Here is a 19,898-nt window from a genome sequence, read left to right as displayed (position 1 = left end):
TTTCGTTCAAGTGACGAGTTTGCGAGCAAAACGATGATTAAGTGGCCCTGGAAAGAGCAAGAAACAACCCGGAGTGACGACTGGCCGTGGGACGACGCCCTGGCTATTCCTCTTCTGGTGAATCTCACCGAGCAAGAACAAGCCAGACTTATCGCCCTGGCCGAGCGCTTTTTACAGCAAAAAAGATTGGTAGCGCTTCAGGGGTTTGAACTTGACCCACTGAAAAGTGCGCGCATTGCGCTGCTTTTCTGTTTGCCTGTCCTGGAATTAGGGATCGAATGGCTCGACGGATTTCATGAAGTTCTCATCTACCCTGCCCCGTTTGTCGTTGACGATGAATGGGAAGACGATATTGGGCTGGTGCATAATCAACGGGTTGTACAGTCCGGGCAGAGCTGGCAGCAAGGTCCGATAATCCTTAACTGGCTCGACATTCAGGATTCTTTTGATGCCTCCGGCTTTAATCTGATCATCCATGAAGTGGCACATAAGCTTGATATGCGTAATGGCGACCGCGCCAGCGGTATTCCGGCGATCCCTCTGCGAGATATTGCCGGTTGGGAGCACGACCTGTATGCCGCAATGAATAACATTCAGGATGAAATTGATCTGGTCGGTGAAACCGCGTGCAGTATAGATGCTTACGCAGCAACCGACCCGGCCGAATGCTTTGCCGTTCTTTCGGAGTATTTCTTCAGTGCTCCTGAATTATTTGCGCCACGTTTTCCGGCCTTATGGCAGCGTTTTATTCAGTTTTACCGCCAGAACCCCATGGAGCGGTTACGCGATACCCGCTAAGATGGTCATTATCGCTCAGCAAATGCGCATTAACGCTGAATTTGAAGATTAATTAAGCAATTGAAATGACGCGCTAATTTTACTATTGACACCTCATGGTGAGGTCAGTAATATGCGCCTCGTTCACACGATTCCTCTGTAGTTCAGTCGGTAGAACGGCGGACTGTTAATCCGTATGTCACTGGTTCGAGTCCAGTCAGAGGAGCCAAATTTAAGAAGCCTGCTTAGGAAACTAAGCAGGCTTTTTGCTTTTTCGGTCGCTATAAAATCCCCTCTGATAAGCACCCTGCCTGCTCCGCACCCCGTTACATGCCGCATCACAACGTTGATTAAAGTTATGTAAATGTAAATCGTTTAAACTTTGCAATTATTGTAAGTGCTAGTGATTATCATTTATTGTACGCGAGCCAAAGGAACGAGCCCTCGCTCGGTTCACTGTACGTTCCAATTACTCTGGGATATAAACGATGAATTCTCTGCCTCGCGCCGGACTGCGCCGTATCACACTTGCCTCTTCCCTGGTCTTCTCAGTTAGCCTACCGGCTTTCGCTCAGGAAACGTTAACGCTCTATACAACCCGTGAACCAGGTCTGATCCAGCCTTTGCTTGATAGCTGGACCAAAACCAGCGGCATCAAAGTCAGTACGGTCTATATCAAGGACGGTATGCTTGAGCGCGTTAAAGCTGAAGGTAAAAATTCACCTGCCGACCTGCTGATGACCGTCGATGCCGGTAATCTCATTGATTTAGTGGAAGCGGGTGTAACTCAGCCAGTAGAGTCAGAAGCACTGAAAACCGCTATTCCGGCTAATCTGCGCGGTGCAGATAATCAGTGGTTTGCGCTATCGATGCGTGCCCGCGTGCTGTATGCCGAGAAGTCACTGCCAATCGATAACTGGCATTACGAACAACTCGCCAGCCCTGAGTACAAAGGTAAAGTCTGTATTCGTTCCGGACAGCACCCGTATAACACGGCGCTGATCGCCGCAATGATTGCTCATCACGGCGAAGCAAAGACCGAAGAATGGCTGCGCGGTGTGAAAGCTAACCTGGCGCGTAAAGCTACTGGTGGCGATCGCGATGTTGCTCGCGATATCCTCGGCGGCATTTGCGATATTGGTCTCGCCAACTCCTATTACGTCGGCCATATGAAAAATGCCAAAGAAGGCAGCGATGCGCGTCAATGGGGCGATGCGATTAAAGTCGTTAAACCTACCTTTGAAAATGGCGGTACACACGTCAACATCAGTGGTGCAGCTGTAGCCCGCTATGCGCCAAATAAAGCCGATGCCGTTAAGCTGATGGAATATCTGGTTTCAGCACCTGCCCAGCAGCAGTATGCGAAAGCGAACTTCGAATACCCGGTACTGAAAGGCGTGACGCTTGACCCGGTTATCAACGCAACTATTGGCGAAATCGACGTCGATAAAACACCATTAACCGAAATCGTTAAATATCGTAAACAAGCTAGTCTGCTGGTAGATAAAGTTGGATTCGATCAATAAACCTCTGCAGTTTCCGACGTTACGCGGCCTGGTTTCCGGGCCGCAGTCATTATTAACGCCGCTACATCTTGGCGCACTGTGCGTAGCGCTTGGCGTTCTGACACCGATCATTGCGCTGATTTGGCAGGCTACCCAGGCCGATTTATCTCACTGGGATAATCTCCTGACGTATGTACTACCTGCCGCACTAAAAAATACCGTGCTGTTATTAGCCGGTGTCGCGGTGATGGTCGGCGTGATTGGCGTAGGCAGCGCATGGGCGGTAACGGCATGGGATTTCCCCGGACGTAAAATACTTAGCTGGGCGTTACTGTTGCCGCTGGCGATGCCGACCTACATTGTGGCCTTTGCGTGGCTTGATCTGCTGCATCCGATTGGCCCCCTGCAAACCTTTATCCGTTTTTTACTGGGTTTTGACAGCCCAAGACAGTTCCGTCTGCCAGATTTACGCTCACTTTCCGGCGCAATCATCCTACTCGGATTAGTGCTTTACCCATACGTGTATCTGACAACCCGCGCCATGTTTATTAGCCAACCGGCCCATTTACTGGAAGCCGCACGCACGCTGGGATGCAGCGCAACCGGAACCTTCTTTCGTGTTGCATTGCCCATGGCCCGTCCGGCACTGGCCGTTGGGATCAGCCTTGCACTGCTGGAAACGCTCAACGATATTGGCGCATCGGAGTTTCTCGGGGTACAGACGTTAACCGTTACCGTGTACACCACATGGATCTCGCGTTCTGATTTATCTGCCGCGGCACAAATTGCCTGCATGATGCTGATGTTTATATTCCTTATTCTGACGCTGGAATTTTATGGTCGCAGAAAACAAGGATTCAGCAGTCGCAGCCTACGGGAAATTCAACCTACGCGCGTGCAGGGCTGGCGTGGCTGGCTGCTTGGTGGCGTTATTTCACTGCCTGTCCTGCTGGGTTTTCTGGCTCCGGTTCTGTTTTTAATGTGGGAAAGCGCCAAACGCATAGGTGATGAGAATCCGCTTTCCTCTTCGTTACTATCAGCATTACAAAATACGCTATCGCTGGCGGCGGGAACCACGCTGGTGGTGGTTTGCGTCAGTATGTTAGTGGCCTGGAGCGCGCGTCATAGCGCCGCCGACAACGCCATGCCAGGATTTCGTCGCGGCGTGATGCGTCTGGCTTCTTTAGGCTATGCGGTTCCCGGCACGATTCTGGCAATTGGTTTTTTGACACCCGCCATGGCGGTCGACCGCTGGCTGGCCGATTTACTGGATGTTCGTGGTCTGCCGCTGATGTCCGCCGGGATCCTGCTGGTAATTTGTTGTGCCATGCGATTCCAGGCGATTGCCATTGGCGCACTAGATTCTGGTCTGGGCCGTATCCCCCCCTCGCTGGAACAGGCGTCTCGTCTGTTGGGTGAGAATGGTGCGGGGACGTTTGCACGGGTCCATTTTCCCCTGCTGCGTCCAGCGTTAGTCAGCAGTGCCCTGCTGGTTTTTGCCGATGCCATGAAAGAACTGCCAACAACGTTGCTTTTGCGCCCGGTCAATTTCGAAACGCTGGCAACATTGTTGTATGCGGAAGCCGCCCGTGGAACCTATGAAGAAGGTGCTATCGCCGCGCTAATGATTGTTTTAGCTGGCACGCTACCGGTTATTTTGTTGGTGCGTCACCAAATGACTCGCCGTGGTTAAGAGAGCAACAATGTCAGAAATTGCATTACGACTCCAGGATGTACACGTTACTTATGGCAACAGCCAGCAATCGGTACTGAGCGGATTTTCAATGTCGGTACGTAAAGGTGAAATCGCCTGTCTGCTGGGCGCCTCAGGCTGCGGAAAAACCACGGTGCTACGCGCAGTTGCCGGATTTGAACGCCTGCAAAACGGAGAGATCTATGTGTCACAGCGCCGTGTTGCCGGTCCCGGCATTCATCTGCCACCGGAAAAACGTCATGTCGGCATGGTCTTCCAGGAATATGCGTTATTCCCCCATCTGACCGCGCAGCAAAATGTGGCCTTTGGATTGCGTCGCATGCCGCGTGAGGAACAACAGGCCAGAGTGACTGAACTGTTGAAAATGGTGGAGTTACACAGCCATGCCAACCGCTATCCGCATGAGCTTTCCGGCGGGCAACAACAGCGTATCGCCCTTGCGCGCGCGTTGGCGCCACATCCGGAAATCCTGTTGCTCGATGAACCCTTCTCCAGCCTTGATAAGCGCACGCGTGAACGTCTTGGCAACGAGGTACGGGATATTTTGCGCGCAGCCGGGCAAACGGCGCTGTTGGTTACCCACAGCGAACACGAAGCTCAACTAATGGCAGACCATATTGGCGTGGTAAAAATGGGGCAGTATCAAATAAAAAAAGCGACCCATCCGACCTGAAGGTCACCAGAGTCGCCCTGAAAATTAATAATGTTTCTGTACCAGGCTGATGTTCACCGGCATACCGGAACGTCTTTCCAGTGCCTGGTTCCCACGGCTCACATCCACGTCATTCCCGCTGATAAAGGTACGCAGAGCGGGAGTGACTGGCAAAGGTACCTTTCTGTCAGACTCGTATTCCGAACGATTTCGCGACAACGGCTCATGCACTTCCACCCAACGACTACCGTCCGGCTCTTCGCTGTATTTCACCGGCCGGTCAATTAATTGTACACGGGTCCCTACAGGCACCGTATCAAACAGGTACTTGATGTCGTCATTCCGCAAACGGATACACCCTTGGCTTACCCGCAGACCAATACCGAAATTGGCATTTGTCCCGTGAATGGCATAAAGCCTGCCGATATAAATTGCATACAGGCCCATCGGATTTTCTGGCCCGGCAGGAACAAATGCTGGCAAGCTTTCCCCGCGAGCGGCGTATTCGCGTCGGGTATTTGGCGTCGGTGTCCAGCTTGGTGCTTCCTGCTTACGCTCTACAGCCGTTACCCAGTTGCGCGGCGTTTCTCTACCCGCCTGACCAATGCCAATGGGTAAAACCTCAACCGTATTGCTGCCAGCAGGATAATAGTAAAGCCGCATCTCGGCGACGTTGATGACAATCCCCTCGCGTACGGTATCCGGTAATATCAGTTGCTGCGGCACAACCAGCGTTGAACCCGATTTAGGCAGAAAAACATCGACGCCCGGATTGGCTTCAAGCATATTGCTCAACCCCTGCCCGTACTGAGCGGCAAATGCCTCCAGCGGCTTGGTATTACCTGGTGGAACCGTAATAGTCAAAGGGCTACCCACCAGGCGACTGCCCTCTGGCGGCAGTGGATAACTCACCGCCTGCGCGCCCTGACTCGCAAGCAACATAATGAGTGAACAAAGCAGTTTTACACGACGCATCTTTTTCCTTTCCTTCGTCGCAGCAGATATCCGTTAATTATAGCTTTTATTATCTGTTTTAGTGGGTTACGACATATTTGCGCATAAAAAAACCTCGCCAACAGGCGAGGTTCAGGTTGAGCGGTAACTACGCTTCCTTACCATCCGGAAGCACGATGTTACTGGCGGCTAACTGCCCCATATTGTTGTACATCGCACAAGCAGCCTCAACAATTGGCATCGCCAACGCGGCCCCACTGCCTTCGCCCAAACGCATCCCCATATTCAGATACGGATCCAATTCAAGATGCGCCAGCGCGGTACGGGCGCCCTTCTCAGCGGAGAAATGTGACGGGATTAGGTAGGGTTTAATTTGTGGTGCAATCTGGCAGGCCGCCAGCGCAGCAGAATAAGAAAGAAAACCATCCAGCACGACCGGCAGGCCGCAGGAGGCCGCCCCCAACATTACCCCTGCCATGCCGACAAGATCGAACCCACCAACTTTAGCCAGCACATCGACACCGTCATGGCGATCCGGCTGATTGACGGCAATTGCCCGACGCACAACGTCTACCTTATTCCCCACCCGAGAAAGAGGAAGGTTAGCGCCAATACCCACGACTTCCTCAGCATCACTGCCGGTAAGCACGCTAACAATGGCCGCCGCAGGTGTAGTATTTGCCATACCAAGCTCACCGACACCAAACAGCGTCACACCGTCTTTGGCCAGTTCATGGGTATAGCGAATGACTTCCAGCAACAGCTCCTCGGCCTGCGAACGGCTCATTGCCGGGCCTTCGGCTATATTGCCGCAGCCGCGTGCCACACGCATATTCACCACGCCGGGAATAGGTTCAGCATCAATCCCCACATCTATCACATGGACCTTCGCCCCCGCCTGAGCGGCGAGGACGCAGACGCCGGTCGTTCCACGCGTCATATTGGCAGCCTGTATAGCCGTGACAACTTTAGGTGAAACGGCAACCCCTTCATCCCACACGCCGTGATCGGCGCACATCACCAGCATCGCTTTGCCATTCACATGCGGCACACCCTTCAGGCCAGGCATCCCGGCCAATTGCACGGCGAGAGATTCGAGTCGCCCCAAACTTCCCGGCGGCTTAAGCAAGCCGTCGATATGCTGCTGCGCGCGCAGCATCGCGGCACTGTCAGGTAATGGGATCGCGCGGAGTAAAGAGGTTAAAGTCTGCATAAGGGTTCCAGTATGTGGGCTGACTCAGAGCAGAGCCAGCAAGAAAATCAACTCGCCAAGTTCAATGGCAGCGCCCAGCGTATCGCCGGTTTGCCCACCCAACGTGCGTTTTAATAACTGCCCAAGAATAAAAATCGCCACCATTGTGACAACCAGCGCTGCCACGCCGCGCATGCCGGGAAGCAGCACGGCGGCAAGGATCGCCGCCAATCCCAACGTAACGCAGGTTTGACGCCCGGTGACTTTACCAATAAAAACGTTGCCCAGCCCTTCTTCGCGGGCATAGCGATGCCGATACATCAGCAACACCGCCGTTCCTCGCCCGGCGACACATGCCGCCGCCAGCGCAGCCAGCATCGGCGTGCCACGCAAAGCCAGTTCGCTCACCACCAGCACCTTCGCCAGTAAAACGAAAATTAACGCCAGTCCACCGTGGGTTCCCAGACGACTGTCGCGCATGATTTCCAGCATCCGCTCGCGTCGGCGCGCCGAAAAAATGCCGTCACAGGTATCCGCCAGACCATCCAGATGAAATCCCCCGGTCAATAACGCCAGCGTCAGCACCGCAAAAAGAGCGGCCAACGGTATACCGCACCAGGTCTGGAGCGCCATGAAGACCAGCCCCGTCAACCCTCCCAACACGACGCCAATCAGGGGAAACATCACAATACCGCGGGAATAGTGCTCGAAATCCAGTCCTTGCGACCAGCGAGCAGGAACGGGCAAGCGACTGATAAAAGAGAGCATTGCCCAGAACAACTTACTCATTTAATTTTGACTCCAATTCCTGATACCACCAGCCAGACCTCATCAGCCGCCGCCGCCAGTCGCTGGTTCACGCGTCCTGCAATATCACGAAAATGCCGCGCCAGACGGTTCTCCGGCACAATCCCCATTCCCACTTCGTTAGTGACCAACACGATCTTTGCCGGGCAGCGCTGACAGGCTGCAATCAGCGAACGGATTTCACCTTCGATAGACTGCTCCATCGCCGCGTAATCCCAGTTGTCAGGATCGCTGTCACCGCCCAGAGCAAACAGCAGGTTGGTCACCATCGTAGTGATGCATTCAAGCAGAATGGCTTCCTGAGGATCGTTCGCGGCCGTGATCAGTTCATCAAGATGTTGCCAACGTTCGGCTGTACGCCAGTGCGCAGGACGTCCATCGCGATGATGCTGAATTCGCGCAGCCATCTCCTCATCAAAAATCTGCGAAGTCGCAATATACAAAACGTTTGGGGAATCAGCGATCAGCGCTTCCGCATGCCGACTCTTACCGCTTCGCGCGCCGCCAGTAACCAGAATCATCATACTGGCTCCCGGTGTTGCTGCATGATGGTATAAATTTTCTCAATATCGATGTGTTGCCGCATCGCATCCGCCAGCAGATCAAACTGCTGCGATTTATATTGCGCGTAATGGAAGGTGGAATCCAGCGGAGCTAACCCTTTACGTTCTCGCAGGCCATTGACCAACGCACGGGTGAAATCATCGCTGTCGAAAAGACCGTGAAGATAGGTGCCGAACGCCAGACCATCCGCAGTGACCGCGCCGTCAACCACGTTGCCGCCGTCTTTGTGCAACGTCATCACCGACTGACATTCATCGGTTAATGCTGTTTCGCCCATATGAATTTCATAACCGCGAACGGATAGCCCCGCCGTGCCCGCCAGCCAGTCAGGCAGCGATGAGGACATTTGCCCCTCAACCAGGGTCGTGGTTTTGTGCTGGGCAAAATGGGTTACGGTATTGAGCAAGCCCAGCCCCGGCAGCGTACCGAGTCCTGACTCCACTTCATCAATGATGGTATCGCCGAGCATTTGATAACCGCCGCAAATCCCCACCACCGGTACGTTATTACGATGCAATTGCACGACGCCATGCGCCATCCCGCTTTCACGCAGCCACACCAGATCGCCAAGGGTATTTTTGCTGCCGGGCAAAATCACCAGATCGGCCCCCGCCAGCTCTTCAGGCTGGCGAACATAGCGCACACGCACATCCGGCTGCGCAGCAAGCGCATTGAAATCCGTAAAGTTAGAAATGTGCGGGATTTGCACAACGGCGATGTCGATGTCGCGTTTATCAGTGCGCAAATACTTGCCCTTTTGCAGTGCAACGCCATCTTCATCTTCCAGATCAACATCCAGCCATGGCATCACGCCCAGCACCGGAACACCGGTCAGCGCTTCAATTTGCTCGATACCGGAGTGCAGCAGCGTCACATCACCGCGAAACTTATTGATGATCACCCCTTTTACGCGTGCGCGTTCGTGATCGTGCAACAGCGCCAGCGTGCCGTAAATGGAGGCGAATACCCCACCACGATCGATATCCGCCACCAAAACGACAGGGCACTGCGCCATTTCTGCCATGCCCATATTGACGATATCGCGATCGCGCAGGTTAATCTCTGCCGGACTCCCCGCACCTTCCAGCACCAGCACATCGAACTCCTGCGCCAGGCTGTTATAAACTGACAGGATCTGTTCCCGCAGACGTGGTTTGTACTCGTGGTAACTCACCGCGTCCATATCAGTCGCTACTTTGCCCATCAGCACTACCTGCGCTTTGCGATCGCTGGTCGGTTTAAGCAGAACCGGGTTCATACGCACATCTGGCGTAATACCTGCGGCTTCAGCCTGAAAAATTTGCGCGCGGCCCATTTCTTTTCCCTCTGGCGTAATGCCAGAGTTCAGCGCCATGTTCTGCGATTTGAACGGTGCGGTATGCAGTCCATCCTGATAAAAAATACGACACAGCCCGGCGACCAATACGCTTTTACCCACATCAGATGCCGTTCCCTGCAACATTATTGCCTGCGTCATGACGCCTCCTTCAGTGCGTTCTCTCGCATACAGCTAAAAAATTCAGCCTCTGTTTTACACAGCGGGAAGCCCAACTCGGTATGCAGCTTCACCAGCCAGGGCTGAGTTAATCCCGCTTGTTCAATAAGATCCGTACGGGCGAAAACGTCACCTGGCGTGCCGTGCGTGAGTACTTCGCCCCGGCGTAAAACGTACACCGCATCGCTGACTTCATAGATAAGATCGATATCATGGCTTGAAATTACGACATGGTTTCCTTGCGCTACGATGCGTTTGATAATCTCAATCATCTGCGTGCGGCCTGACGGGTCGAGGCCCGCAGTAGGTTCATCCAGCAGCAAATACTGCGCCTGCAACACTAACGCCCCGGCTATCGCTACGCGTTTTTTTTGCCCATGGCTTAAACACTGAATGGGCTGATGGCGAAAATGCTGGGCGTCGACCAGCGTAAGCGCATCTTCCACGCGTCGGGCGATTTCAGCCTCATCCACCCCGAGATTGCGCAGGCTAAAGGCGATATCGCTGTCGATATCGGTATAAAAGATTTGCTGATCGGGGTCCTGAAATACCGTTGCCACCTGTTGACGCAGCGCCAGCAGGCCGCGTTTACTGTAATCCAGCGGTTTGCCCTGCCACATCACCGCGCCTTGCTGTGGGCGCAATAAGCCACTCAGGTTCATAAACAGCGTGGATTTCCCGCAACCATTAGCGCCTACCAACCCGGTGACTGCATGCGTAGAAAAATCCAGCGTTAGCCCTTTGAGGATCGGGTCATCCTGATAGCGAAACCAAAGCGCTGAGGTGGCAAGCATACTTTTCCTTACAGGTGAAAATCACCCTGATAAAGTTTGATATCCAGTGTGGTGGTCATTTGCTGGTAGCGGATCAACACGCGAGTGAACAGCAATCCCACCAGCATTGCCAGAGAGCGGTAGCCCAACGGCAAGCTACGATAACCAAAACGCAGCGTTTGTGCGCGGTGAATAGCCAGCGCCTCGTCTAACAGAATAAAAATAAACCGCCAGGTCAGCAGGATCTGCTCAGTTAGCAGGCGAGGAACGTGCGCGCGTTTGAGTAGGATAATTAATTGCGGAAACGGCAGATTCAGTACCAGCCAGAAGGTTGCCGCCAGCGCAGCAAGGCTGCGCCAGAATGTTTCATTCGCTGTCACCAGACCTGGTGCGCTGATCCCCAACCAGTAACTTCCCACAGGTATGCTGGCCAACAGCGTCTGTGGATCGCGGCTGATGCTAAACAGGATGGTCACTACGCCAACCGCCAGAAAACCAAACGGTAATGCCATCCAACGGCACCAGCGCCAGAAGGAAATACGCAGCAGCCAGCAGCTCAGCACGGCAATCAATAACAGCTCAATACCCTGCCCCAACGGGGGCAGGGTAAACGCCAGAATCATCATCACCAGCCAGAGCAGAAATTTCCGCACTGGCGAGACATGAACCCAACGGCTTTGATAGCTAAGCCTGTCAAGCCCGGTCATCACGGCGTTGCCTGCCCTTGGTATAACCCAGAATATAGAAAATCACGGCTGCGCCCAGCGATCCCTGAAGTGTAAACAGCAGACTTTCAATTTCACCGCTTGCCGGTTCATACAGCGGCTGGAACCAGGGTTCATAATGCGGGGCAATAGCCTGAATCTGACTCTCCGCCTCACCGTCTGAACCGCCGTACTCTCCACCGTGGTTGATAAAGAACGGCAGGATCACCAGCGCCACTACCATGCCCAATATAATCAGCGTCTTTTTCATCGTTAATGTCCTTGTGCGGTTATTAACTGGCGTTTGGTTAGCTGATCGTAAATCAGCACGGTGAGTAACCCTTCCGCAATCGCGATTGGGATCTGCGTCAGACAGAAAATCCCCATGAACTTAATGATTGAACCGGTAGCGCCAGCAGAGGGATCCGGGAACGCCACGCCCAGCTGTACCGACGTCACGAAATAGGTGACGAGATCCGCCAGCATCGCGCACAAGAAGACGCAAACATCACGACGCAGCCCTGCACGGCAGGCCATTTTCCACACCATGTAACCCACTACCGGGCCAATTACCGCCATCGACATGCCGTTCGCGCCAAGCGTCGTTAAACCACCGTGTGCCAGCAGCAGTGCCTGGAACAGCAGAACGATCGCCCCGAGGATGGCCACTACGCCAGGTCCAAACAGGATAACTGCCAGGCCTACGCCGGTAGGGTGTGAACAACTTCCGGTAACGGAAGGAATTTTCAGCGCCGACAGCACAAAAATAAAGGCGCCGCACAGTGCCAGTAAAACTTTCTGGTGGTTATCTTCCTGCACGATTTGGCGCAAGCGCACCAGACCGTACCACAGGCAGGGTAAAAACAGCAGCCACCATGCCAGCGCCCACATCGGCGGCAAGAAGCCTTCCATAATGTGCATGGCGAACGCTTGCTCAGGAACAATCATCAGTAATAGCGCCGCAGCCAACCCGCTGAAAGACAGCTGTTTTAGCTGTTGTTCAAGCTTCATTGTGCATACTCCCACTGTTTGTTGACCAGAATGGTCGAGAAATAAGGCAGCGGCTGATCGTCGCTCACCTCATCGAGATGACGCCAGCACTGTTCACCTGGCAGCGTGGCTTCAGACATCATTAATGCGCAGCCCAACAAACCTTCTTGTTGCAGCAGCGCTTTGATACGCGCAAAACGACCGTACACTTTCATCAACACCAGACTGTCATGCTGCTTTAACGCCTGCTGAATTTCAGCTTCCGGCGCGGTACAGGAGACCACTGCCAGCGATTGTTGCTCCATAGCGAGCGGGGTTTTCGAACGCGCGGCAATCGCAGCGAAAGAAGTCACGCCCGGGACGATTTCTAACCAGTCAGGCGAACCAATGCGCTGCAGTAAAAAGACCCAGGTACTGAACAGCATGGCGTCGCCGAGCGTAATAAAGCCTACTTTTTTTCCAGCTTCGACTTCCTGAACCAGCGCGGTTGCAACCTCATCCCAGACGGCCTCTTTTTCCGCGCTGTCGGCACTCATGGGAAAATGGCAGCAGCGGACCTCGGTCTGCTCGCCGATATACTCCCGTACAATCGACAGCGCCAGGCTATCGCCGCCTTTACGCCCGGCAGGCGCATAGAGAATATCCAGCATGCCCAGCGTACGTGCAGCACGTACGGTGATCAGATCGGAAGCGCCAGGTCCGGTGCTTAATGCGTACAGTTTCCCGCTCATGCTGCTTCCTCCAGCGCCACATTAAGCGCCTGCTGTAAATGTGCCACGAACATGGCGCGAACCGCCGGATTCTCACCCAGTCCACTGAGCCATGGCGTAGCCGTTATCCCGGCCGCATTGAACAATGTTTTCCACGAATCATCTTCGTCAGAGGCCATATCATTGATGGCATGGTCACCAGCAACTAACATCAGCGGCATCAGATGCACCGCCGTCACCCCTTCCTGGGATAAACTTTCAATCAGCACATCCACTTCCGGATAGCTTTCCACCGCCCCAACCCGCGCCGGAAAGCGCTGCGCCGTCATCATATGGTCGAGACAGGCATAGGCGGCAAAGGCATGATGGCTGGCGCCGTGTCCCATAAACACCACTTTTTCATTTTCTCTAAGCGTCGGCATTTGCTGTTGCAGCGCCAGCATCAGCTGGGCGTAATCTTCATGGCTGCTCAGTAGCGGTACACCCAGCGTCAGGCGTGAAAACAGCGGACGCATACTTTGCACTTCGCGGACAATTTTTTCGTATTCGTCGCCATTGATAATGTGCAGCGACTGAATAGCCACATCCTGATACCCCTGCTCCGCCAGTTTTTGCAGCGCCTGCAGCGGTGTGTCGATTTCAATGCCGTCACGCTGCTTGAGCTTGCGGATAATCATCCCGGAGGTAAACGCCCGGAACAGGTCGCGGTCAGGGCAACTGGCTGCAAGATCGCGCTCACAGGCCACAATATTTTTCTCACAGGTGTCGTGATAGCTGGTGCCAAAGCTGACCACCAGAAGCGCCTTTTTCATCTTTAACTCCTTAAGCCGCGGCCAGCCAGCGCGTTAAACGCGCCGCAAAGGCGGCCTGACTTTCCAGTAACTCGTCTCCCGTCACCAGCGGTGCCGGACGTGTAATCACGATGCAGGGGATACCGGCATCCAGACAGGGTTGAACTTTTTCCTGATAACCACCTTCAGCGCCTGAAGCCTTAGTGATCACCACATCAGCCTGACACTGGCGATAAAACGCGGCGTTGAACTCGGCGCTAAACGGCCCACACAGTGCGAAGATTTCACCGACGCCAAATCCCAGATCCGCGCATTGCTGAATGACCTCAGGTACAGGCAGAACGCGCGCCAGCAGCGTTTTTTCAGGCAACCCTTCGCGCCAGATGGACAGATCTTTACTGCCAGTCGTCAACAGCACGCGATCGCCGAAGCGTCGCGCCACCTCACAGGCTTGCGGAATACTTTGTACGGTATAAAGCTGCGGGTGAGTTAATCCGCTCAACTGCTCAGGGCGCTGGTAGCGGCTCAGCAGTACGCCCGCCGCTTCGCAGGCATTCATGATGTTGCGACTCACCACCTCGGCGTACGGATGCGAGGCATCGATCACCCAGCGCGTCTGATTTTCCTGTAGCCAGGCAATCATTTGTTCACGTTCCAGACGCCCGCAGCGCACCTGGCCTTTGATGTCTCCCGCCAGCTGCTTTCCCGTCGGGGTCGCAACGGACAGGGTGTAGGCCACGTTTGCCGCATCCAGTTGCTGGCACAGCATGCGCGCGTCGCTGGTGCCGCCCATGACCAGCACATCACCATAATTCACAGCACATAACCTCGTGGCGTGATCATCAGGCCGTCCTGAACATAGGTTGTTTTATTGCCCACGATCACAAGACTGGTCATATCAACCGGCTCAAAGTCCATTTCACCCAGCGTGGTCAGCCATTTTTCCTGCTTTTTACGTCCGGCTGACTTCACAATACCAACCGGCGTTTGTGCGCTCTTGCTGGCAGATAACAGCTCAAATGCGCGCGCCAGATGTCCTTCGCGACCCCGACTGCGTGGGTTGTAGAAACAGATAACAAAATCGGCCTCACCGGCGGCAACGATGCGTTTTTCGATCACCGGCCACGGCGTTAACAGATCGCTTAAGCTGATGTGGCAGAAATCGTGCATCAACGGCGCACCCAGCAAAGAGGCGGCGGCAATGCTGGCGGTCATCCCTGGGATTAGCCTGACCTCAACGTCCAGCTTTTGCTTACTGACCAGCTCGAGCACCAGCCCGGCCATACCGTAAATCCCCGCATCACCGCTGCTGATCAGCGCCACGTTGTGCCCCGCCTGCGCCAGTTCGATCGCCGCCTGACAGCGTTCAATCTCTTTGCACATCCCGGTTTTGATCACCTGCTTGTCGCCAGTGAACGCTTTTACCAGATGGGTGTAGGTTTTATAGCCAACGATGATTTCCGCTGCCTGCAGTGCTTCAACGGCTTCCATGGTCATCATTGCCTGCGAGCCAGGGCCAATTCCAATTACGCTTAACATCAGTGTGAAACTCCCAAAGTGATAGTGACGCCCTGTTCTCGCAGGGTCTCGCCTAACAGTTGTCCGTGGCTCAACAGCCAGGCTGCAGGACCAGAAACGCTTCCTGTACCCACCGTTTTGCGAACAAACGATGAGGCCGGAAAACGGTGCTCATGCTCACGCAGCGCGTCAGCAGTAAAGGTTTCGAAAGGAACGCGGCAGCATGAAGCCAGTTGGATAAGTCCCTGTTCATCTTTTTTCAGCGTGATGCTGCCAATCGCTTTTAGCGCCAGCGGATCGAGCTGTTGGGCTTCGAGTTGGCGGGCAAGCAGCGCAGCCAGCAGCGGGAACGGCGTATCACGGCGACAACCAATTCCGGCCACAACCCGCTGCGGCACCAGCTTCCAGTGCGGAACAGGCAGCTCAGGTAAATTGGTGCGTAAGGTGATGCACACCAAAGCATCCAGTTCAGGGAGTTGGTTGAGATCGGTGACCGTAATAAATCCGCGCCGGTCGCAATGGCTGACATCCTGCGTCAGTTCGTCATCCCACCACAGCCCAACCCGCTTATTGCTGACCAACATCTGATTGACGATCTTCACCGCCGAACGGAAATCACTCATTCGGGCATTCAGTTGAAATGCCAGCGTATCCAGTGCCGCCATATCGTTCACATCCGTCGCGGTGGTGATAACCGGGTCGGCACCCAACATGCCCGCCAGATAACGAGCCAACGCATTAGCACCGCCCGCATGACCGGAGAGCAGGCTGATGACATGCTGGGCACGTTCATCAATGACCACCACCGCCGGATCGCAAAACTTGTCGTTGACCAGCGGGGCCAGTACGCGCACCGCAATGCCGGTCGCCCCGATAAAAATCAGCGCCGAATAATTCGTAAACGCTTCGCGAGCGGTATTCGCAAAGCCGTTTTCGAAGGGAATAAACCCCTCCTCCAGCAGCTTTTCACTGGTAAAACAGGTAACCGGCAGCATAGCTGCCAGACGTTTCGCCAGCACAACGCCGCCAGGAGTCAGGCAAAAAAGCGCAATTGACTCAGGCTTTACGGTATTCATGGCTAAAGTCCGCCGCATAGAGTTTGGAGTAGTGATACTCCGAGCCCAGGAAATTACCGACCAGAATAAGGGCCGTTTTACGGATGCCAGCATCGCGAACCTTGTCGCCAATATCCGCCAGGGTCCCGCGCACGGTCTGGCTTTCCGGCCAGGTCGCTTTATAGATCACCGCTACGGGCGTGGTCGCCGGATAGCCGCCTTCAATCAGACGCTCAGCCACCCGATGAATACGCTGGACGGAAAGATATATCGCCATTGATGTCTGGTGGCTGGCAAAAGACTCCAGCTGTTCACGCTCTGGTACCGGGGTGCGGCCTTCCAGGCGCGTAATGATCAGGCTCTGTGACACTTCGGGCACGGTATACTCAACACCCAGCTCCGCCGCCGCGCCGAGGAACGCGCTGACGCCGGGCACCACCTGCCAGTCAATCCCGCGTTTGGTCAGCTCCTCGCCCTGCTCGCGCACGGAGCCATACAATGAGACATCGCCGGTTTGCAGACGCACAACGGTCTTACCCGCTTTCACTCCGGCTTCCATCAGATCAAGGATCTGCTCCAGATGCAGTTCGGCACTGTCGTGACATTCAGCACCAGCAGGGCAATACTCCAGCAGTTCGGTGTTAATCAGCGATCCGGCGTAGATAACAACCTGCGCCTGTTGCAGCAACCGGTAACCTTTGAGGGTAATCAGCTCGCGATCGCCAGGACCTGCGCCAACAAACCACACGCTACGGGGATCAAAAATCTCAGACATGGTTTCCTTCCTTCTGACAGGCGATAACAAATACGGGGTTATTCGGTTTAAAATAGTGACCACTGCCAAGCGCGGTAAGCGAGGAAACCTGTAGCTGCAGGCAATCCACTCCCTGTACGCCAAGATGGTCCAGATGTGTTAGGGCGGTGTTGAGGTTTTCCTGGAGGATAAATGTCATCACCAAACGCCCTGCGGGATGCAATTGACGCATCGACCAGTCAATCAGGTCGGTCAGATGACCCCCGCTGCCGCCCATAAAAATGGCATCGGCTTTTTCCGCGATGGTCATGGGAGCAACGCCGGGAAAAATATCGATATTTGCGCAGGCAAAATGCTGGCGGTTTTCGTCCAGCAACCTGAGCGCCGCCGGGTTACGTTCGATGGCCGTGACACGTAATCCGGGATATTGCAACGCCGCCTCTATCGACACGCTGCCGGTTCCGGCGCCTATATCAATCAGGTGGCTGGCGCGGTGTAATTCAAGTTTTGAGAGGGCAAGTGCGCGTACCGCTTCTTTGGTCATCGGCACTTTCTCTCCACGCAGAAACAGCTCATCTTTCATCGAGGATCACCACTGCATTCATGTCATAGTCGGCGTTAACTTCACGCACAGGCAGGAAATGGATCTTTTCGTTTTCCATCGCCAGGTTTTCGCCAATCACCATCCAGCGATGCCCCTTGCCTCGGGCAATGAGCTGCTGCGCGATTTCACGCGGGCCACACAGCGCATCAGTCACCATCGCTACCTTGTTATGTCGCGCCAGCTCATCAAAACAGACGCTGCGGCCATGGCTACTGGTCAGCCACATATCGTTCATATCAATACCGGACTGCGCGCACAGGTACTGCACCGCACTAATGCCGGGAATAATCCGCACATTCTCAATACCAAAATGCACCACCATGCGCGTCCCGATGCCGTAAAACAGCGGATCGCCAGATGCCAGTACCACAACATGCTTCTCCTGGTGCGCGCTAATCCAACTCAGGAGTTCCGGGATATTGGCGCCAAGAGCAAACTGTTCACCGGCAAAATCCGGGAATTGCTGCAAATGCCGCTTTCCACCGACCAGAACATCCGCCACCGCGACCGCTTCACGTGCCGCAGGCGTCATCAAATGCAAACCGGCGGGGCCCATCCCTACAACGGTTAACATTGCATCTCCTCAGCAATCTCTGCGACCGGACGATTACTGCCAAGAACCTGATTATCAAAGGAAAACATGATTGCATCGCAGATCGGCGGATTTTTGGTAAAGCGCAATGTTTGCAGAACACGCATACAAATGCGCTGAGCCAGATGGTCATAAATGTGCTGGAAACCGTATGCGTCGATATGCTCCATCGCCGCTTCGGTGGTATCGCACTCGCTGACCAGCGTCAGCAGCTCCAGCGGTGCGCCAAGTAGCGCGAGGTGAGCCACCAGCGTTTCCATGCGGGCATCGGCAATATGGCTATGGGTGTGGAAGATCCCCGCCGCGATTTTGACGAGCTTACCGGGGTGTCCCACCAGTACGATTTGCCGGAATCCAAGACGTACGGCTTCTTCAATCATGTAGCCGACAAAGTTGCTCATGGTGACCACAACCTGGGTGTCGATACCCATCTGCTCGCGCACAAAACGCTCGCCGTGGTTTCCCGGCACCAGTACGACACGCTCCAGCCCAGCCGCCCGCTTAATTTCCAGCTCCAGCGACAGCGAACGTTTCCAGCTCTCTTCCGACATCGGCGTGACAATACCCGTGGTGCCGATAATCGAAATACCGCCCAGAATGCCAAGGCGGGAGTTGTAGGTTTTTTGCGCCCGTTCTTCGCCTTCTGGCGCGAAGATTTCAATCTGCGCCCCACGATTTGGGCCAATCGCTTCGCGGACGGCAGATTCAATGGTCTGGCGAGGTGTACGGTTAATCGCCGAACTGCCGACCGGTAGGCCAATCCCTTTGCGGGTTACCGTACCAACCCCTTCACCGCCCTGTAAGGCAATCACGCCACTATCGTCTAACGTCACGCGCGCAAAAATCAGCATCCCATGTGTGGCGTCCACATCATCACCACCGTCTTTGCGGATGGCGGCTATCGCCTGCTGCCCTTCGATATGTGGCGACTCAACGTTCAGGCACAACGTCACCCCGGAAGGCGTGACGATGGAAACCTGATGGATGAGGTGTTGGCGCAATACCATCAACGCTGCCACTTTTGCCGCCGCCGTGGCGCACGATCCCGTGGTATATCCTTTACGCAGCGCTTTACCGTTGTGCCACACCGGCGTATCGAAGGCCTCGCTCATCGCGCCCCCTGCATGTGATAAAGCATGGCGTTGACGATAGCGGCAGCGACATTACTCCCCCCTTTACGGCCTAACGCGGCAATGGCGGGCAACTTGCTTTGGGTCAATGCATCTTTCGACTCTTCTGCACCAACGAACCCGACCGGTACGCCAACCACACCGCTGACAGCGACATCATGCTCAAGCAGGCGAAACAGCGCTGTTGGCGCGTTGCCAAAGACAAACAGCTTTTCCCCCTCTTCCTTCACCGCAATGTCGACAGCAGCCATGGACCGGGTAATCCCCTGCTCTTTTGCCGTACGCACAACTCTCGGGTCACTGATGTAACAGCGGCATTCACCGCCGAATTTTGCCAGCAGCGTTTTATTGATCCCGGAAAGCGCCATCGTGGTGTCGGTATAAATCACGCTCGAACGGCTAAGCGCCGCACAAAACTGCTCCAGCACATCACTGGAAAACCACAGAATGTCCAGCCAGTCGAAATCTGCCGTCGTGTGAATGACCCGCTTGATAATGGCTTCATGTAACGGACTGGCAAACTGATAGTCCGGACGGGTTTCACGGATGATCTCGCCAATAATGTCGAAACTTTTGGCTTCAATCGCCTGGGGTTGCTGGATATATTGCATTATGTT

The 19,898-nt window shown here is 54.6% G+C and carries 23 protein-coding genes and 1 tRNA gene; 5 read left to right on the top strand and 19 right to left on the bottom strand.

Annotation, left to right across the window (positions count from 1 at the left end; all coding sequences use genetic code 11):
• The first annotated feature begins 33 nt into the window (after positions 1 to 33).
• From mtfA to OGV98_RS06650, 5 genes are all read left to right on the top strand, one after another.
• The gene (mtfA, locus tag OGV98_RS06670) at positions 34 to 798 is read left to right on the top strand and encodes a DgsA anti-repressor MtfA (protein WP_046670002.1); all 765 of its coding nucleotides are present in this window, start codon (positions 34 to 36) and stop codon (positions 796 to 798) included.
• Between the two features lie 132 nt (positions 799 to 930).
• A tRNA-Asn gene (locus OGV98_RS06665) sits at positions 931 to 1,006 on the top strand.
• A 259-nt stretch (positions 1,007 to 1,265) separates the two neighbouring features.
• A complete protein-coding gene (locus OGV98_RS06660) occupies positions 1,266 to 2,303 on the top strand; it encodes an extracellular solute-binding protein (protein ID WP_003030303.1) in 1,038 nt (345 codons plus the stop codon).
• Positions 2,287 to 3,975, top strand: a complete 1,689-nt coding sequence (locus OGV98_RS06655) for an ABC transporter permease (RefSeq protein ID WP_003844223.1) — start codon at positions 2,287 to 2,289, stop codon at positions 3,973 to 3,975. Before OGV98_RS06660 ends, OGV98_RS06655 begins: the two co-directional genes overlap by 17 nt.
• Positions 3,976 to 3,985: 10 nt before the next feature.
• On the top strand, positions 3,986 to 4,669 hold the full coding sequence (locus tag OGV98_RS06650; protein ID WP_003844224.1) for an ABC transporter ATP-binding protein: 684 nt from the start codon (positions 3,986 to 3,988) through the stop codon (positions 4,667 to 4,669).
• Between the two features lie 24 nt (positions 4,670 to 4,693).
• Here the strand turns inward: OGV98_RS06650 and ldtA are convergent, their stop codons facing one another.
• From ldtA to OGV98_RS06555, 19 genes are all read right to left on the bottom strand, one after another.
• Positions 4,694 to 5,623, bottom strand: coding sequence for a L,D-transpeptidase (ldtA, locus tag OGV98_RS06645; RefSeq protein ID WP_003839047.1), 930 nt, complete (start codon positions 5,621 to 5,623; stop codon positions 4,694 to 4,696).
• 127 nt (positions 5,624 to 5,750) lie between these two features.
• Entirely contained in the window at positions 5,751 to 6,815 is a 1,065-nt protein-coding gene (gene cobT, locus OGV98_RS06640; RefSeq protein WP_003839045.1) for a nicotinate-nucleotide--dimethylbenzimidazole phosphoribosyltransferase, read from the bottom strand.
• Between the two features lie 24 nt (positions 6,816 to 6,839).
• Positions 6,840 to 7,583: an adenosylcobinamide-GDP ribazoletransferase gene (gene cobS, locus OGV98_RS06635; RefSeq protein WP_003844226.1), complete on the bottom strand. Its 744-nt coding sequence runs from the start codon at positions 7,581 to 7,583 to the stop codon at positions 6,840 to 6,842.
• Complete coding sequence (cobU, locus tag OGV98_RS06630; RefSeq protein WP_088903322.1) at positions 7,580 to 8,125, bottom strand: bifunctional adenosylcobinamide kinase/adenosylcobinamide-phosphate guanylyltransferase; 546 nt, start codon at positions 8,123 to 8,125, stop codon at positions 7,580 to 7,582. The genes cobS and cobU overlap by 4 nt, the downstream gene beginning before the upstream one ends.
• Positions 8,122 to 9,642 (bottom strand): cobyric acid synthase, encoded by a 1,521-nt coding sequence (locus OGV98_RS06625; RefSeq protein WP_003844229.1) that lies wholly within the window; start codon positions 9,640 to 9,642, stop codon positions 8,122 to 8,124. Before OGV98_RS06625 ends, cobU begins: the two co-directional genes overlap by 4 nt.
• On the bottom strand, positions 9,639 to 10,454 hold the full coding sequence (locus OGV98_RS06620; RefSeq protein ID WP_003839037.1) for an energy-coupling factor ABC transporter ATP-binding protein: 816 nt from the start codon (positions 10,452 to 10,454) through the stop codon (positions 9,639 to 9,641). Before OGV98_RS06620 ends, OGV98_RS06625 begins: the two co-directional genes overlap by 4 nt.
• 8 nt (positions 10,455 to 10,462) lie before the next feature.
• Positions 10,463 to 11,140: an energy-coupling factor ABC transporter transmembrane protein gene (locus OGV98_RS06615; protein ID WP_202581323.1), complete on the bottom strand. Its 678-nt coding sequence runs from the start codon at positions 11,138 to 11,140 to the stop codon at positions 10,463 to 10,465.
• The gene (locus OGV98_RS06610; protein ID WP_003030289.1) at positions 11,127 to 11,408 is read right to left on the bottom strand and encodes an energy-coupling factor ABC transporter substrate-binding protein; all 282 of its coding nucleotides are present in this window, start codon (positions 11,406 to 11,408) and stop codon (positions 11,127 to 11,129) included. Before OGV98_RS06610 ends, OGV98_RS06615 begins: the two co-directional genes overlap by 14 nt.
• Before the next feature lie 2 nt (positions 11,409 to 11,410).
• Complete coding sequence (cbiM, locus tag OGV98_RS06605; protein ID WP_003834098.1) at positions 11,411 to 12,148, bottom strand: cobalt ECF transporter S component CbiM; 738 nt, start codon at positions 12,146 to 12,148, stop codon at positions 11,411 to 11,413.
• On the bottom strand, positions 12,145 to 12,858 hold the full coding sequence (locus OGV98_RS06600) for a cobalt-factor II C(20)-methyltransferase (RefSeq protein WP_003839034.1): 714 nt from the start codon (positions 12,856 to 12,858) through the stop codon (positions 12,145 to 12,147). Before OGV98_RS06600 ends, cbiM begins: the two co-directional genes overlap by 4 nt.
• Complete coding sequence (gene cbiK, locus OGV98_RS06595; RefSeq protein ID WP_003839033.1) at positions 12,855 to 13,649, bottom strand: sirohydrochlorin cobaltochelatase; 795 nt, start codon at positions 13,647 to 13,649, stop codon at positions 12,855 to 12,857. The genes OGV98_RS06600 and cbiK overlap by 4 nt, the downstream gene beginning before the upstream one ends.
• A 10-nt stretch (positions 13,650 to 13,659) precedes the next feature.
• Positions 13,660 to 14,445 carry a cobalt-precorrin-6A reductase gene (locus OGV98_RS06590; protein ID WP_046670006.1) on the bottom strand — a complete coding sequence of 262 codons (786 nt, stop codon included), beginning with the start codon at positions 14,443 to 14,445 and terminating at the stop codon, positions 13,660 to 13,662.
• Positions 14,442 to 15,167, bottom strand: coding sequence for a precorrin-3B C(17)-methyltransferase (locus OGV98_RS06585; RefSeq protein ID WP_003030278.1), 726 nt, complete (start codon positions 15,165 to 15,167; stop codon positions 14,442 to 14,444). The genes OGV98_RS06590 and OGV98_RS06585 overlap by 4 nt, the downstream gene beginning before the upstream one ends.
• Positions 15,167 to 16,222 carry a cobalt-precorrin 5A hydrolase gene (cbiG, locus tag OGV98_RS06580; protein ID WP_003030276.1) on the bottom strand — a complete coding sequence of 352 codons (1,056 nt, stop codon included), beginning with the start codon at positions 16,220 to 16,222 and terminating at the stop codon, positions 15,167 to 15,169. Before cbiG ends, OGV98_RS06585 begins: the two co-directional genes overlap by 1 nt.
• Positions 16,203 to 16,976, bottom strand: a complete 774-nt coding sequence (locus OGV98_RS06575) for a cobalt-precorrin-4 methyltransferase (RefSeq protein ID WP_003030275.1) — start codon at positions 16,974 to 16,976, stop codon at positions 16,203 to 16,205. The genes cbiG and OGV98_RS06575 overlap by 20 nt, the downstream gene beginning before the upstream one ends.
• Positions 16,969 to 17,538, bottom strand: a complete 570-nt coding sequence (locus OGV98_RS06570; RefSeq protein WP_003030273.1) for a decarboxylating cobalt-precorrin-6B (C(15))-methyltransferase — start codon at positions 17,536 to 17,538, stop codon at positions 16,969 to 16,971. Before OGV98_RS06570 ends, OGV98_RS06575 begins: the two co-directional genes overlap by 8 nt.
• The gene (locus tag OGV98_RS06565) at positions 17,528 to 18,133 is read right to left on the bottom strand and encodes a cobalt-precorrin-7 (C(5))-methyltransferase (protein ID WP_003844235.1); all 606 of its coding nucleotides are present in this window, start codon (positions 18,131 to 18,133) and stop codon (positions 17,528 to 17,530) included. Before OGV98_RS06565 ends, OGV98_RS06570 begins: the two co-directional genes overlap by 11 nt.
• Positions 18,127 to 19,263 carry a cobalt-precorrin-5B (C(1))-methyltransferase CbiD gene (gene cbiD, locus OGV98_RS06560; RefSeq protein WP_032936768.1) on the bottom strand — a complete coding sequence of 379 codons (1,137 nt, stop codon included), beginning with the start codon at positions 19,261 to 19,263 and terminating at the stop codon, positions 18,127 to 18,129. Before cbiD ends, OGV98_RS06565 begins: the two co-directional genes overlap by 7 nt.
• Entirely contained in the window at positions 19,260 to 19,892 is a 633-nt protein-coding gene (locus tag OGV98_RS06555) for a cobalt-precorrin-8 methylmutase (protein ID WP_003030267.1), read from the bottom strand. Before OGV98_RS06555 ends, cbiD begins: the two co-directional genes overlap by 4 nt.
• Positions 19,893 to 19,898: the final 6 nt, after the last annotated feature.

The organism is Citrobacter sp. Cf136, assembly GCF_030333815.1.
Classification (GTDB): domain Bacteria; phylum Pseudomonadota; class Gammaproteobacteria; order Enterobacterales; family Enterobacteriaceae; genus Citrobacter; species Citrobacter freundii.
This window is presented reverse-complemented; position numbering and strand designations above follow the sequence as displayed.